The organism is Streptomyces sp. NPDC006261, assembly GCF_040613515.1.
Lineage (GTDB): Bacteria > Actinomycetota > Actinomycetes > Streptomycetales > Streptomycetaceae > Streptomyces.
On sequence record NZ_JBEXSI010000021.1, the window covers coordinates 68,900 to 81,149 of the forward strand.

At 70.5% G+C, this 12,250-nt stretch carries 14 protein-coding genes and 1 pseudogene; 5 read left to right on the forward strand and 10 right to left on the reverse strand.

The window, feature by feature from the left end; all coding sequences use genetic code 11:
* Nucleotides 1-22 precede the first annotated feature (22 nt).
* From ABZ154_RS16205 to ABZ154_RS16215, 3 genes are all read left to right on the forward strand, one after another.
* Nucleotides 23-826 (forward strand): metal ABC transporter ATP-binding protein, encoded by an 804-nt coding sequence (locus tag ABZ154_RS16205; protein WP_356833024.1) that lies wholly within the window; start codon nt 23-25, stop codon nt 824-826.
* Nucleotides 826-1,725: a metal ABC transporter permease gene (locus ABZ154_RS16210; protein ID WP_356833026.1), complete on the forward strand. Its 900-nt coding sequence runs from the start codon at nt 826-828 to the stop codon at nt 1,723-1,725. Before ABZ154_RS16205 ends, ABZ154_RS16210 begins: the two co-directional genes overlap by 1 nt.
* A gap of 65 nt (nt 1,726-1,790) precedes the next feature.
* Nucleotides 1,791-2,225 (forward strand): transcriptional repressor, encoded by a 435-nt coding sequence (locus ABZ154_RS16215; protein WP_356833028.1) that lies wholly within the window; start codon nt 1,791-1,793, stop codon nt 2,223-2,225.
* An 85-nt stretch (nt 2,226-2,310) separates the two neighbouring features.
* Here ABZ154_RS16215 and ABZ154_RS16220 read toward each other — a convergent pair whose 3' ends face one another.
* The 4 genes from ABZ154_RS16220 to leuA form a co-directional block, all read right to left on the reverse strand.
* A complete protein-coding gene (locus tag ABZ154_RS16220) occupies nt 2,311-3,138 on the reverse strand; it encodes an isoprenyl transferase (RefSeq protein ID WP_356833030.1) in 828 nt (275 codons plus the stop codon).
* A 61-nt stretch (nt 3,139-3,199) separates the two neighbouring features.
* On the reverse strand, nt 3,200-3,946 hold the full coding sequence (gene recO / locus ABZ154_RS16225; protein ID WP_026241394.1) for a DNA repair protein RecO: 747 nt from the start codon (nt 3,944-3,946) through the stop codon (nt 3,200-3,202).
* Between the two features lie 47 nt (nt 3,947-3,993).
* Entirely contained in the window at nt 3,994-4,698 is a 705-nt protein-coding gene (locus tag ABZ154_RS16230) for a TerB family tellurite resistance protein (RefSeq protein ID WP_356833032.1), read from the reverse strand.
* Between the two features lie 205 nt (nt 4,699-4,903).
* The gene (gene leuA, locus ABZ154_RS16235; protein WP_356833034.1) at nt 4,904-6,682 is read right to left on the reverse strand and encodes a 2-isopropylmalate synthase; all 1,779 of its coding nucleotides are present in this window, start codon (nt 6,680-6,682) and stop codon (nt 4,904-4,906) included.
* 294 nt (nt 6,683-6,976) lie between these two features.
* Between leuA and ABZ154_RS16240 the strand changes: the two genes are divergently transcribed.
* Both ABZ154_RS16240 and ABZ154_RS16245 read left to right on the forward strand, forming a co-directional pair.
* Complete coding sequence (locus ABZ154_RS16240) at nt 6,977-8,056, forward strand: M4 family metallopeptidase (RefSeq protein ID WP_356833036.1); 1,080 nt, start codon at nt 6,977-6,979, stop codon at nt 8,054-8,056.
* A 57-nt stretch (nt 8,057-8,113) separates the two neighbouring features.
* Nucleotides 8,114-8,380 (forward strand): protealysin inhibitor emfourin, encoded by a 267-nt coding sequence (locus ABZ154_RS16245; protein WP_356833038.1) that lies wholly within the window; start codon nt 8,114-8,116, stop codon nt 8,378-8,380.
* 25 nt (nt 8,381-8,405) lie between these two features.
* Here ABZ154_RS16245 and era read toward each other — a convergent pair whose 3' ends face one another.
* The 6 genes and pseudogenes from era to ybeY all read right to left on the reverse strand — a co-directional run bounded on the left by era (nt 8,406) and on the right by ybeY (nt 12,243).
* A complete protein-coding gene (gene era / locus ABZ154_RS16250; RefSeq protein ID WP_356833040.1) occupies nt 8,406-9,380 on the reverse strand; it encodes a GTPase Era in 975 nt (324 codons plus the stop codon).
* Between the two features lie 145 nt (nt 9,381-9,525).
* Nucleotides 9,526-9,888, reverse strand: coding sequence for a cytidine deaminase (locus ABZ154_RS16255; RefSeq protein ID WP_356833042.1), 363 nt, complete (start codon nt 9,886-9,888; stop codon nt 9,526-9,528).
* 38 nt (nt 9,889-9,926) lie between these two features.
* Nucleotides 9,927-10,073, reverse strand: a pseudogene (locus ABZ154_RS16260) (XRE family transcriptional regulator); the annotation flags it as partial.
* A gap of 33 nt (nt 10,074-10,106) precedes the next feature.
* Nucleotides 10,107-10,463 carry an MmcQ/YjbR family DNA-binding protein gene (locus tag ABZ154_RS16265; protein ID WP_356833044.1) on the reverse strand — a complete coding sequence of 119 codons (357 nt, stop codon included), beginning with the start codon at nt 10,461-10,463 and terminating at the stop codon, nt 10,107-10,109.
* Nucleotides 10,460-11,749 carry a hemolysin family protein gene (locus ABZ154_RS16270; RefSeq protein WP_356833046.1) on the reverse strand — a complete coding sequence of 430 codons (1,290 nt, stop codon included), beginning with the start codon at nt 11,747-11,749 and terminating at the stop codon, nt 10,460-10,462. The genes ABZ154_RS16265 and ABZ154_RS16270 overlap by 4 nt, the downstream gene beginning before the upstream one ends.
* Nucleotides 11,746-12,243: an rRNA maturation RNase YbeY gene (gene ybeY, locus ABZ154_RS16275; protein WP_356833048.1), complete on the reverse strand. Its 498-nt coding sequence runs from the start codon at nt 12,241-12,243 to the stop codon at nt 11,746-11,748. The genes ABZ154_RS16270 and ybeY overlap by 4 nt, the downstream gene beginning before the upstream one ends.
* Nucleotides 12,244-12,250 lie beyond the last annotated feature (7 nt).

Consider the following 12,250-nt stretch of genomic DNA (forward strand, 5'->3'; position numbering starts at 1 on the left):
GAAGTTCGGATCGGAGGCGCTCATGCCGGAGCGTGAGAGCACCACCCGCGAGCCCGGGGGTGCCACCCGCGAGCCCGTGGTCAGCCTGCGTGGCGCCACGGCCACCCTCGGCGCGCGCCTCGTGCTGCGCGGGGTGGACCTGACCGTGCACCGCGGCGAGGTCGTCGCCCTGCTCGGCGCCAACGGTTCCGGCAAGTCCACCGCCGTACGGTCCGCCATCGGGCAGGTCCCGCTGACCGGCGGCACGGTCGAGCTGTTCGGCACGGAGCTGCGGCGTTTCCGGCAGTGGGGCCGGATCGGTTACGTGCCCCAGCGCACCACGGCCGCAGGCGGGGTCCCCGCCACGATCCGCGAGGTCGTCGCCTCCGGCCGACTGGCCCGTACGAAGCTGCGGTGGCCCGGGAAGGCCGACCGGGCGGCCGTGGAGCGGGCCATCGAGCTGGTGGGCCTGGCCGACCGCGCCAAGGACTCCGTGAGCGCCCTGTCGGGCGGCCAGCACCAGCGGGTCCTGATCGCCCGCGCCCTGGCCGCCGAGCCGGAGCTGCTGATCATGGACGAGCCGATGGCCGGGGTGGACCTGGCGAGCCAGGAGATCCTGGCGGCGACCCTGCGCGAGCAGGTGGCCCTGACCACCTCCGTGCTCCTCGTGCTGCACGAGCTGGGCCCGCTGGAGCCGCTGATCGACCGGGCCGTGGTCCTGCGCGACGGCTGTGTGACGCACGACGGGCCGCCGCCGGAGGCACTCGGCCAGCACGCGCTGCCCGGTCACGACCACGTACACCCCCACGCGGCCGACGAGCCCGTACGGACGGGACTGCTGACCTGATGCTCCTCGAATTCCTCACCCCTCCCTTCATGCAGCGGGCGCTCATCGCGGCCGTCCTGGTCGGCATCACCGCGCCCGCCATCGGCATCTACCTCGTCCAGCGCCGCCAGGCCCTCATGGGCGACGGCATCGGCCACATCGCGATGACCGGTGTCGGCCTCGGCTTCCTGCTCTCCACCAGCCCGGTCTGGATGGCCACCGCCGTGGCCGTGGCCGGTGCGGTCGTCATGGAGCTGATCCGCTGGTACGGGCACACGCGCGGCGACCTCGCCCTGGCGATGCTCTTCTACGGAGGCATGGCGGGCGGCGTCATGCTGATCAACCTCTCCGACACCGGCTCCAACGCCAACCTGACCTCGTACCTCTTCGGCTCCCTCTCCACCGTCTCCGAGGCCGACGTCACCGCGATCTGCGTGCTGGCCGCCTTCGTGGTCCTGGTCACCGTGGGGCTGCGGCGGCAGCTGTTCGCGGTCAGCCAGGACGAGGAGTTCGCCCGGGTGACCGGGCTGCCGGTGCGGGTGCTGAACCTGCTGGTCGCGGTGGTGGCCGCCGTGACGGTGACCGTCGCGATGCGGGTCGTCGGGCTGCTGCTGGTCAGCGCGCTGATGGTGGTGCCGGTGGCGGCCGCGCAGCAGATCACCAAGTCCTTCAAGGTGACGTTCGTGCTGTCCGTGGGGATCGGCACGGCCGTGACCCTGACCGGCACCGTGACCTCGTACTACCAGGACGTCCCGCCGGGCGCGACGATCGTGCTGCTGGCCATCGCGGTGTTCGTCGCGCTGACCGTGCTCGCCGCTCCGCTCGCGAAACGGCGGGCCCGGGCGAGCGAAGCGAAGGGCGCGGAGTGCACCCTGGAGGTACCGGCTGCCCGCCGGGATGCGGACGACCTGCGCGTTTGAGTGTGGTGCCCGGGCGGGCTGGCACAATGGCCCGACACATGTACGGGCGACACGAGGAGGCACCTGTGGCCACGGCGCCGATCAGTGGCACGAACGCAGCGCCGGTACGCGGCCGGTCCACCCGGCAGCGGGCGGCGGTGGCGGCGGCCCTCGACGAGGTCGACGAGTTCCGCAGCGCCCAGGAGCTGCACGACGTGCTCAAACACCGCGGCGACTCCGTGGGCCTGACCACGGTCTACCGGACCCTGCAGTCCCTCGCCGACGCGGGTGAGGTCGACGTCCTGCGCACCACCGAGGGCGAGGCCGTCTACCGGCGGTGCTCCACCGGTGACCATCACCACCACCTGGTCTGCCGGCTCTGCGGCAAGGCGGTGGAGGTCGAGGGTCCCGCCGTCGAACAGTGGGCCGAGATGATCGCCGCCCAGCACGGCTATGTGAACGTCGCGCACACCGTCGAGATCTTCGGCACGTGCTCGGAGTGCGCTGCGGCCAAGGGGTGACGCGCGAGCGCATGACAGACGCGCGAACGCATGCGTAAAAGAGGGCCCTGTACGCGTACAGGGCCCTCTTTTACGTCTTCCTACGTCACTTCTCTGCGGCCTTCGCCGCCTCGACCGCCTCCGCCCCGCCGAAACGGCGGTCGCGCTGGGCGTACTCCAGGCAGGCCCGCCACAGGTCCCGACGGTCGAAATCCGGCCACAGGACGTCCTGGAAGACCATCTCGGCGTACGCGCTCTGCCAGATCAGGTAGTTCGAGGTGCGCTGTTCGCCGCTGGGGCGCACGAAGAGGTCCACGTCCGGCATGTCCGGGTAGTACGTGTACTTTGCGAAGGTCTTCTCGTTGACCTTGGACGGGTCCAGCTTCCCGGCCGCCACGTCCTGGGCGATGCGCTGCGCGGCGTCCGCGATCTCGGCGCGGCCGCCGTAGTTGACGCAGAAGTACAACGTCATCTTGTCGTTGTCCTTGGTCTGCTCCTGGGCGACCTGGAGCTCCTGGACGACGGACTTCCACAGCTTGGGCATGCGGCCCACCCAGCGGATCCGGATGCCGAGCTCGTCCATCTCGTCGCGGCGGCGTCGGATCACGTCGCGGTTGAAGTTCATCAGGAACTTCACCTCGTCCGGCGAGCGCTTCCAGTTCTCCGTGGAGAAGGCGTAGAGCGAGAGGTTCTTGACGCCCATCTCGATGCACCCCTTGAGCACGTCCATGACGACGCCCTCACCGACCTTGTGGCCCTCGGTACGGGGCAGGCCCCGCTCCTTGGCCCAGCGGCCGTTGCCGTCCATCACGACGGCGACGTGCTGGGGCACCAGTTCACCGGGGATCTTCGGAGGCGTCGCGCCCGAGGGGTGCGGCTCGGGGGTCTTGTAGGTGCGCCGGTTACGGCCGCCGAGGATCCCGCGTACTGCCATGAGGTTCTCAGTCTCCCTGTGTCACTTCTTCACGCAACGCGTCGCTCTCTTAGGGCCCGCGTCACTTCTCCACGTACCGCAGCGAGCGCAGGCCGCGCTCCAGGTGCCAGTGCAGATAGGCGGACACCAGCCCGCTCCCCTCCCTGACATGACGCGCCTCGCACGCGTCCGCCGTCGCCCAGTCGCCGCTCAGCAGCGCGCTCAGCAGTTCGAGTGCCTGTGCCGAGGGTACGACGCTGCCGGGGACCCGGCAGTCACCGCATATGACGCCCCCCGCGGCAACGGAGAAGAACCGGTTCGGGCCCGGCATTCCGCACTTGGCGCAGTCCTCGAAGCTGGGCGCGTACCCGTTCACCGCGAGCGAGCGCAGCAGGAACGCGTCCAGGATCAGGTGGGGTGCGTGCTCGCCCCGGGCGAGGGTGCGCAGGCCGCCGACGAGGAGCAGGTACTGCTGGACGGCCGGTTCGCCCTCGTGGTCGGTGAACCGCTCGGCGGTCTCCAGCATCGCGGTGCCGGCGGTGTAGCGGGCGTAGTCGGCGACGATCCCGCCGCCGTACGGGGCGATGGTCTCGCTCTGGGTGCAGAGCGGCAGGCCGCGGCCGATCAGTTCGCTGCCCCGGGCGAAGAACTGCACGTCGACGTGGGAGAAGGGCTCCAGGCGGGCGCCGAACTTGGACTTGGTGCGGCGCACCCCCCGGGCGACAGCGCGGACCCGGCCGTGGCCACGGGTCAGGATCGTGATGATCCGGTCGGCCTCGCCCAGTTTCTGCGTACGCAGCACGACGCCGTCGTCCCGGAACAAGCTCATGGGGCCATTGTCGCGCACACCCGGATGGCCGTACGCCCTCCGGAGCCCTAGGAGGGCGTACGGGCGGCTGCGGCGAGCAGGCGGGCCGTGTCGTCGGCCGGGAGCTTCAGGGCGCCGCCCACCGTCGTCAGGACCTCGCGCTCGGCCGGACTGTAGGCCCCGTCGGCGAGCGCGATCCTGGCCCCCTGGAGCAGGACCGACTCACGGCCCGCGGTGGCCAGGTGCGGGGCGAGCGGGGCCAGCACCTCGTGCAGCTCGATGGCGAGGGTCGCGCCACACGCCTCGGCCGCCGGGTCGGACCGGGAGCCGTACCCCGTGTCGGCGGCCAGCACCTCCACCAGGGTGTACAGCTGCTCCTGGGTGCAGTCGTCGAGCCCGGCGTCGCGTACGACCCCGACCGCGGTGTCCAGGACCGTACGGGAGGTGGTCCCGCCGGCCGCGAGGACGGCCAGGGTGACGGTGTGGACGGCCTCTCGGAGCATCGAGGAGAACCGGGTGGTGGTGGGGTGGTCCAGGGCGTCAGGGGCGAAGCGGGCCCGGCAGTCGGCGCACTCCACGACGGGCCCGGTCTCACCCCGGCGGGCCAGCGGGATGCCGAGGACGGTGAGCCGGCGGCGGCCGGTCAGGCGGCGGTAGTTGCGGTCGCCACCGCAGCCGGGGCAGAAGAAGGCGCCGTCGCCGACGGCGTCCCAGACCGTGCGGATGCCGCAGAGGACCGGCCTCAGAGCGCGTTGTCCTTTGGCTGACCGCACGTCGCACACCTCCGTGACGCTCCGGCAACATTGCCGTGTGTTGGACGTGATGTTAGCCACATGCGTGAGGCGGCGTCAGTATCCCGGAGGTCACAACCCTCGGATATGGCCGAACCCCGACCGTCCGGAGCGGGCGGTCGGGGTTCGCGGGCCGGTGCTGTACGGGGTCAAAGCGGACGTCCGTACGAGGGAGTGTCCGGCCGGGTCAGCGGGAGGCGCGGTTGACCGCGGAGACGACCGCCTTGAGCGAGGCGCGGGTGGTGTTGGCGTCGATGCCGATGCCCCACAGCACCTTGCCGTCGATCGCGCACTCGATGTACGAGGCGGCCTGCGCGCTGGCACCCTCACTCATCGTGTGCTCGGTGTAGTCCAGCAGCCGGGCGTCGATGCCGATGGCCTGCAGTGCTTCGAAGAACGCGGAGATCGGGCCGTTGCCCGTTCCGGTCAGGACGGTGTCCGTGCCGTCCACGGTGGCCTCGACGGTCAGGGTGTCCGTGCCGTCGGTGTCGGTGGTGGTCTGGCCGGAGCGCAGCTGGATGCGCCCCCAGGCGTTGTCGGCGTTCGGCAGGTACTCGTCCTGGAAGGTGGACCAGATCTGCGTCGGGGTGACCTCACCGCCCTCGGCGTCGGTCTTGGCCTGAATGATCCGGGAGAACTCGATCTGCATCCGGCGGGGCAGGTCCAGCTTGTGGTCGTTCTTCAGGACGTATGCGATACCGCCCTTGCCGGACTGCGAGTTGACCCGGATGACGGCCTCGTAGGAGCGGCCGACGTCCTTCGGGTCGATCGGCAGGTACGGCACGGCCCACTCGATGTCGTCGACCGTCTTCCCCTGCGCCGCCGCGTCCCGCTCCATCGCGTCGAAGCCCTTCTTGATGGCGTCCTGGTGGGAGCCGGAGAAGGCGGTGTAGACCAGGTCACCCGCGTACGGGTGGCGCGGGTGGATCTCCATCTGGTTGCAGTACTCGCTGGCGCGGCGGATCTCGTCGATCTGCGAGAAGTCGATCTGCGGGTCCACACCCTGCGAGAACAGGTTCATGCCCAGGGTGACCAGGTCGACGTTGCCCGTGCGCTCGCCCTGGCCGAACAGGCAGCCCTCGATCCGGTCGGCACCGGCCATGATGGCCAGCTCGGCGGCGGCGACGGCGGTGCCCCGGTCGTTGTGCGGGTGCACCGACAGGCAGACGAACTCGCGGCGGGACAGGTTGCGCGACATCCACTCGAAGCGGTCCGCGTGGGTGGAGGGCGTGGAGCGCTCCACGGTCGCCGGCAGGTTCAGGATGATCTCGCGGCCCTCTTCGGGCTGCCAGACGTCACAGACCGCCTCGCAGACCTCCAGGGCGAAGTCCAGCTCGGTGTCGGTGAAGATCTCCGGGCTGTACTGGTAGCCGAAGACCGTCTCGGGACCCAGGATCTTCTCCGCGTACTCCATCACCAGCCGCGTACCGTCCACCGCGATCTGCTTGACCTGCTCCTTCGAGCCCCGGAAGACCACGCGGCGGAAGGTGGGGGCGGTGGCGTTGTACAGGTGGACGGTGGCCCGGCGCGCGCCGACCAGCGACTCCACGGTCCGCTCGATCAGCTCCTCGCGGGCCTGCGTCAGGACGGAGATCGTCACGTCCTCGGGGATCGCGCCCTCTTCGATGATGGAGCGGACGAAGGCGAAGTCGGTCTCGCCGGAGGACGGGAAGCCGACCTCGATCTCCTTGTAGCCCATGCGTACGAGCAGGTCGAACATCTCACGCTTGCGGGCCGGCGACATCGGGTCGATCAGCGCCTGGTTGCCGTCGCGCAGATCGGTGGACAGCCAGCGGGGCGCCACGGTGATCCGGTTGTCGGGCCAGGTGCGGTCCGCGATGTCCACGGCCTCGTAACCGCGGTACTTGTGGACCGGCATCCCGGACGGCTTCTGGAACTGCGTCGCGTTGGTGACCGGGGTGGGGCGGCCGACAGCGTCGCTCGCGGGGGTCACGGGGGTCGTCATGGCGTAGGGCTCCTCGGGGGTCCAGCAGGGGACGGCCGACGGGTGCCGCTGCAGCACCAGACTCCGCGGGGAGGGGGTCGGCCTACGACTACAGGCCCTCGCCGCGGCAGCTAAGGAGAAGCAGCCCGAAACGCATGATGCGGCGAGCCTAGCCGAGGGTGGCCCGGGGCGTCGGTCCGTATCAGTATGCGGGACCGGGCATCGATGAGGGGAAAACGGTGACTCATCACTCCATTTCGTCAATCATCGTCGCAACCAGTGACAGGACGGTGACGGAGTGCCACAGTCGATGTCATGCAGCCTCGAACCAACGAAGACGGGCTCCACCCCGTCTTCTGCACCATCGTGCCGCCCCACGTCCTCGACAAGCTGTCGCACTCCGGCGACCCCCGGCTGGCCGATCCGGCCCGCCGCACCCTGGAGGCCGACGGCCTCCGTCGCAGCCGCCGCCGGCTGACGGCCCTGGCCGCCGCGCCCGCCACCCCCACGGCGGGCGCGGTCCCCGTCAAACCCCACCGCACCCTGTACGACTGCGAGAACGGCACCTCTCTGCCGGGCACCAAGGTCCGGGACGAGGGCGAGAAGCCCACCTCGGACGCCAGCGTCAACCGCGCGTACGCCGGACTCGGCGCCACCTTCGAACTGCTGCTCTCCGCCTACGGGCGCAGTTCGATCGACGGCAAGGGCCTGCCCCTCATCGGCTCCGTCCACTACGGCCACGAGTACAACAACGCGTTCTTCGACGGCGAGCAGATGGTCTTCGGCGACGGTGACGGGGAGATCTTCCTCGACTTCACCTACGCCATCGACGTCATCGCCCACGAACTGGCACACGGGCTCACCCAGTACACCGCCAACCTGCGCTACGAGGGCCAGTCGGGCGCGCTCAACGAGTCCGTCTCCGACGTGTTCGGCTCGCTGGTCAAGCAGTTCTCCCTGGGCCAGAGCGCGGAACAGGCCGACTGGCTGATCGGCGCGGGGCTGCTGGCGCCCCGGGTCACCGGGGACGCCCTGCGCTCGATGAAGGCCCCCGGCACGGCGTACGACGACGACGTGCTCGGCAAGGACCCGCAGCCCGCGTCGATGGAGGAGTACGTCGAGACGGAGGAGGACAACGGCGGGGTCCACATCAACTCCGGCATCCCCAACCGCGCCTTCTACCTTCTGGCCACCTCGCTGGGCGGCAACGCCTGGGAGCGGGCCGGGCAGATCTGGTTCGACGTGCTGACCGGCGGCGAGCTGACGGCCACCGCGGACTTCGAGGAGTTCGCCCGGCTGACGATCGGGGCGGCGGGCGACCGCTTCGGGGAGCGCGGTGAGAAGGAGGCGGTACTGAAGGCCTGGTCCGAGGTGGGGGTGCCGACGACGGAGTGAGCGGATGGGAGCGAGGCGGGCTTGAGCTTGCGACCGGCCCCGGCTAGACAGGACGCCATGCGTATTCAGGTCACCCGGACCGGCGGCTTCGCCGGCATCTCCCGCCACCATGAGGTCGACACCGAGGGCCGGGGGGACGCGGCGGAGTGGGAGTCACTCGCCGAGGAGGTCCTCGCCTGTACCCCGGACGCGCCGCCGTCCGGGGTGCCGGACGGATTCCGGTACCGGATCACGGTCGGCAACCGCACCGTGTACTGCGCTGACCCCGATCTGACCGGGGCGCAGCGCACGCTGGTCTCACGCGTCCTCAAGGAGGGCGCGTGAGACCGGCGCCTGCTGCGGGAGGCTTCTAGAAGCCCAGCTTCCGCAACTGCTTCGGGTCGCGCTGCCAGTCCTTCGCGACCTTCACGTGCAGGTCGAGGAAGACGGGCGTGCCGAGCAGCGCCTCGATGTGCTTGCGCGACTTCGTGCCGACTTCCTTCAGCCGCTTGCCCTTCGGGCCGATGATGATGCCCTTCTGGCTGGGACGCTCGATGTAGACGTTGGCGTGGATGTCCAGCAGTGGCTTGTCCGCCGGACGGTCCGTGCGCGGCAGCATCTCCTCGACCACGACGGCGATGGAGTGCGGCAGCTCGTCGCGTACGCCCTCCAGCGCGGCCTCGCGGATCAGCTCCGCGACCATGACCATCTCCGGCTCGTCGGTGAGGTCACCCTCCGGGTAGAGCGGCGGGCTCTCGGGCAGCAGCGGGGCGATGAGGTCGGCGAGCAGGCCCACCTGCTGGTCCTTGACCGCCGAGACCGGGATGATCTCGGCCCACTCGAAGCCCAGCTCGTCGGCGAGCGCGGAGACGGCGATGAGCTGTTCGGCCAGCGCCTTGGACTCGACCAGGTCGGTCTTGGTGATGATGGCGATCTTGGGGGTCTTCTTGATCCCCGCGAGCTCCTTGATGATGTACTTGTCGCCCGGGCCCAGCTTCTGGTCGGCGGGCAGGCAGAAGCCGATGACGTCGACCTCGGCCCACGTGGTGCGCACCACGTCGTTCAGCCGCTCGCCGAGGAGCGTGCGCGGCTTGTGGAGGCCGGGGGTGTCGACCAGGATCAGCTGCGCGTCGTCGCGGTGCACGATGCCGCGCACGGTGTGCCGGGTGGTCTGGGGGCGGTTGGAGGTGATCGCCACCTTCTGACCGACCAGAGCGTTCGTCAGGGTGGACTTGCCGGCGTTGGGGCGGCCCACGAAGCAGGCGAAGCCGGCCCGGTGGGGGGAGGTGGTCTCCGTCTGCTGGGCAGCGGATTCTTGGTTCGGGCGAGCGCTCATGGCGACCATTCTCCCCGATCGCGGCGGCGCTCCCGTACAGCGGTCCGCCCGGACGCGCCGAAAGGCCGGTCGGGAGGGCCCCGGGGACGTGCCGGAAGGCACGGCGGGGGTGCGCCGCAGGACCGTACGGAACCGCCCCCGCCGACCCGGCCCGTCAGCCCGCCGTGACCCGCAGCCGCAGGGTGCCGTCCGGGCCTGCGAGCAGCACCGGCGTCTGCGGTCCGCCCAGGTCCCGAACGGCGGCGCGGTCCTCGGCGGCGGGGGCCTCGGCGGCGGAGACGACGGCGGCGGCCTCCAGCGAGGTGGCGCCACTGGCGACGGCCATGGCGACGGCGGTCTGCAGGGCGCTGAGCTTCAGCGACTCCAGCGCCACGGTGCCCGCCACATAGGTGCGTCCCGTCTCGTCCCGTACGGCGGCGCCCTCGGCCACACCGTTGCGGGCGCGGGCGCTGCGCGCCAGGGTGACGATCTTGCGGTCCTCGGCGTCGAGGTCGGTGATGCCGGTGCTGTCGGTCATGGCACGAGCATACGAAGCACCTGACCGCGCGGATCCACTCACCCCGGCACCGGGTACATCGCGCCGCGCCGCCCCTCGGGCGGCGCCGGACACCGGAGCCTGGCCCCGGCCCCGGTGTCCGGCAGAGGGGTGTGCAGCACGACCGCCAGGACCGGGCGGGCGGGCACCCTCAGCTGGGTGGCCTCCGGGAGGAGCGGGCCCTCTCGTACGCGTACGTCCTACGGCCGGTCCAGCTTCAGCCGCTCCGCCTTCGGGAGGCCGGCGACCACCAGGTCGTAGGAGTCCTCGATCAGCTCGCGCAGCAGCCGGTCCGGGACGCCGGAGACGGTCACCGTGTTCCAGTGGCGCTTGCTCATGTGCCAGCCGGGCACGATGGCCGCCGGGTGCTCCTCGCGGAGCCGGACCGCCTCGTCCGGGTCGCACTTGAGGTTGACCGTCAGCGGGCGGGCGTCCAGCGCGGTGAGCGCGAACATCTTGCCGAGCACCTTGAAGACCGAGGTCTCCGGGCCGAACGGGAACTCCTCCACGCTCGCGTTGAACTCCAGGCAGAAGGCCCGCAGCCGCTGAGGCGTCATGCCGTCTCCGTCTCCTTCTCCTCGGGCTCCACCAGCACCGTGACGATCTTGTTGCGGCGGCCGGCCGGGGACTCGGCGGTGAGCCGGAGCTTGCGGCTGTCGGGCAGGTCGACGACGGCCGACGCACCGGCGATCGGGACCCGGCCGAGCGCCTTAGCGAGCAGTCCGCCGACGGTCTCCACGTCCTCGTCGTCGTACTCGTCGAGCCCGAAGAGGTCGCCGAGGTCCCCGATGTCGAGGCGTGCGGTCACCCGGTAGCAGCCGTTCTCCAGCTCCTGGACGGGCGGCAGCTCGCGGTCGTACTCGTCGGTGATCTCGCCGACGATCTCCTCCAGGATGTCCTCGATCGTGACGATGCCCGCCGTGCCGCCGTACTCGTCGATGACGACGGCGACGTGGCTGCGGTCCCGCTGCATCTCGCGCAGCAGGTCCCCGGCGTTCTTCGTGTCGGGGACGAAGGCGGCGGGGCGCATCGCGGTGGAGACCGGGTCGGCCTCGGACTCGCGGTTGATGTGGGTCTTGCGGACCAGGTCCTTGAGGTAGACGATCCCCACGATGTCGTCCTCGTTCTCGCCGGTGACCGGGATCCGGGAGAAGCCGGAGCGCAGGGCGAGGGTGAGGGCCTGACGGATCGTCTTGTAGCGCTCGATGGAGACCAGGTCGGTGCGGGGCACCATCACCTCGCGCACCAGGGTGTCGCCCAGCTCGAAGACCGAGTGCACCATGCGGCGCTCGTCGTCCTCGATGAGCGACTCCGCCTCGGCGAGGTCGACCATGGCGCGCAGCTCGGCCTCGCTGGCGAACGGGCCCTTGCGGAACCCCTTGCCGGGGGTGAGCGCGTTGCCGACGAGGATCAGCAGCTGCGGGACCGGGCCCATGATCCGGGCCAGCGGCAGCAGCACGTACGCCGAGGCCGTCGCCGTGTTCAGCGGGTGCTGGCGGCCGATGGTGCGCGGGGAGACCCCGATGGCGACATAGCTGACGAGGACCATCACGCCCATCGCGAAGGCGAGCGCCTCCCAGGTCTCCGGGAACTTCTGCAGGCAGACGTAGGTGACGAGCACCCCGGCCGACATCTCGCAGCCGACCCGCACCAGCAGGGCGACGTTGAGATAGCGCACCGGGTCGGCGGCGACCTGCGCCAGCTTCGCGCTGCCGCGCCGCCCGGCCCGTACCGCCTCGTCCGCCCGGAAACTCGACGTACGGGCGATGCCCGCCTCGGCGCAGGCGGCCAGCCAGCCGATGACGACCAGCAGGACTGCTCCGGTGATCAGAGGGGCGATCACGAGACGGTGGGGGCCGGAGACGCGCCGGTGAGCCCGTGCTCACCGCGCCAGCCGTCCACGATGGCGGCCTGGAGGCCGAACATCTCGGCCTTCTCCTCGGGCACCTCGTGGTCGTACCCCAGCAGATGCAGCACTCCGTGGACGGTCAGGAGCTGGAGCTCCTCGTCCATGGAGTGCTGCGTCGGTGCCTCTTCGCCCTGCCTCTTCGCGACCTCCGGGCAGAGCACGATGTCACCGAGGAGCCCCTGCGGGGGCTCCTCCTCGTCCTTGGCCGGCGGACGGAGCTCGTCCATCGGGAAGGACATGACATCGGTCGGGCCGGGGAGGTCCATCCACTGGATGTGCAGCTGCTCCATGGCGTCGGTGTCCACCACGATCACCGAGAGCTCGGACAGCGGGTGGATCCGCATCCGGGCCAGTGCGTAGCGGGCGATGTCGAGGATCGCCTGCTCGTCGACCTCGGTTCCGGACTCGTTGTTGACGTCGATCGACATGGTGCGC

Bases quoted from the DNA above. Each gene is read 5' to 3' on its own strand.
- ABZ154_RS16205 (WP_356833024.1), top strand. From the start codon at position 23: ATGCCGGAGCGTGAGAGCACCACCCGCGAGCCCGGGGGTGCCACCCGC.
- leuA (WP_356833034.1), bottom strand. From the start codon at position 6,682: ATGACGACCCCCGTGACCCCCGCGAGCGACGCTGTCGGCCGCCCCACC.
- recO (WP_026241394.1), bottom strand. From the start codon at position 3,946: ATGAGCTTGTTCCGGGACGACGGCGTCGTGCTGCGTACGCAGAAACTG.
- ABZ154_RS16265 (WP_356833044.1), bottom strand. From the start codon at position 10,463: ATGACGCCTCAGCGGCTGCGGGCCTTCTGCCTGGAGTTCAACGCGAGC.
- era (WP_356833040.1), bottom strand. From the start codon at position 9,380: ATGGTCGCCATGAGCGCTCGCCCGAACCAAGAATCCGCTGCCCAGCAG.
- ABZ154_RS16220 (WP_356833030.1), bottom strand. From the start codon at position 3,138: ATGGCAGTACGCGGGATCCTCGGCGGCCGTAACCGGCGCACCTACAAG.
- ABZ154_RS16245 (WP_356833038.1), top strand. From the start codon at position 8,114: ATGCGTATTCAGGTCACCCGGACCGGCGGCTTCGCCGGCATCTCCCGC.
- ybeY (WP_356833048.1), bottom strand. From the start codon at position 12,243: ATGTCGATCGACGTCAACAACGAGTCCGGAACCGAGGTCGACGAGCAG.
- ABZ154_RS16210 (WP_356833026.1), top strand. From the start codon at position 826: ATGCTCCTCGAATTCCTCACCCCTCCCTTCATGCAGCGGGCGCTCATC.
- ABZ154_RS16240 (WP_356833036.1), top strand. From the start codon at position 6,977: ATGCAGCCTCGAACCAACGAAGACGGGCTCCACCCCGTCTTCTGCACC.
- ABZ154_RS16255 (WP_356833042.1), bottom strand. From the start codon at position 9,888: ATGACCGACAGCACCGGCATCACCGACCTCGACGCCGAGGACCGCAAG.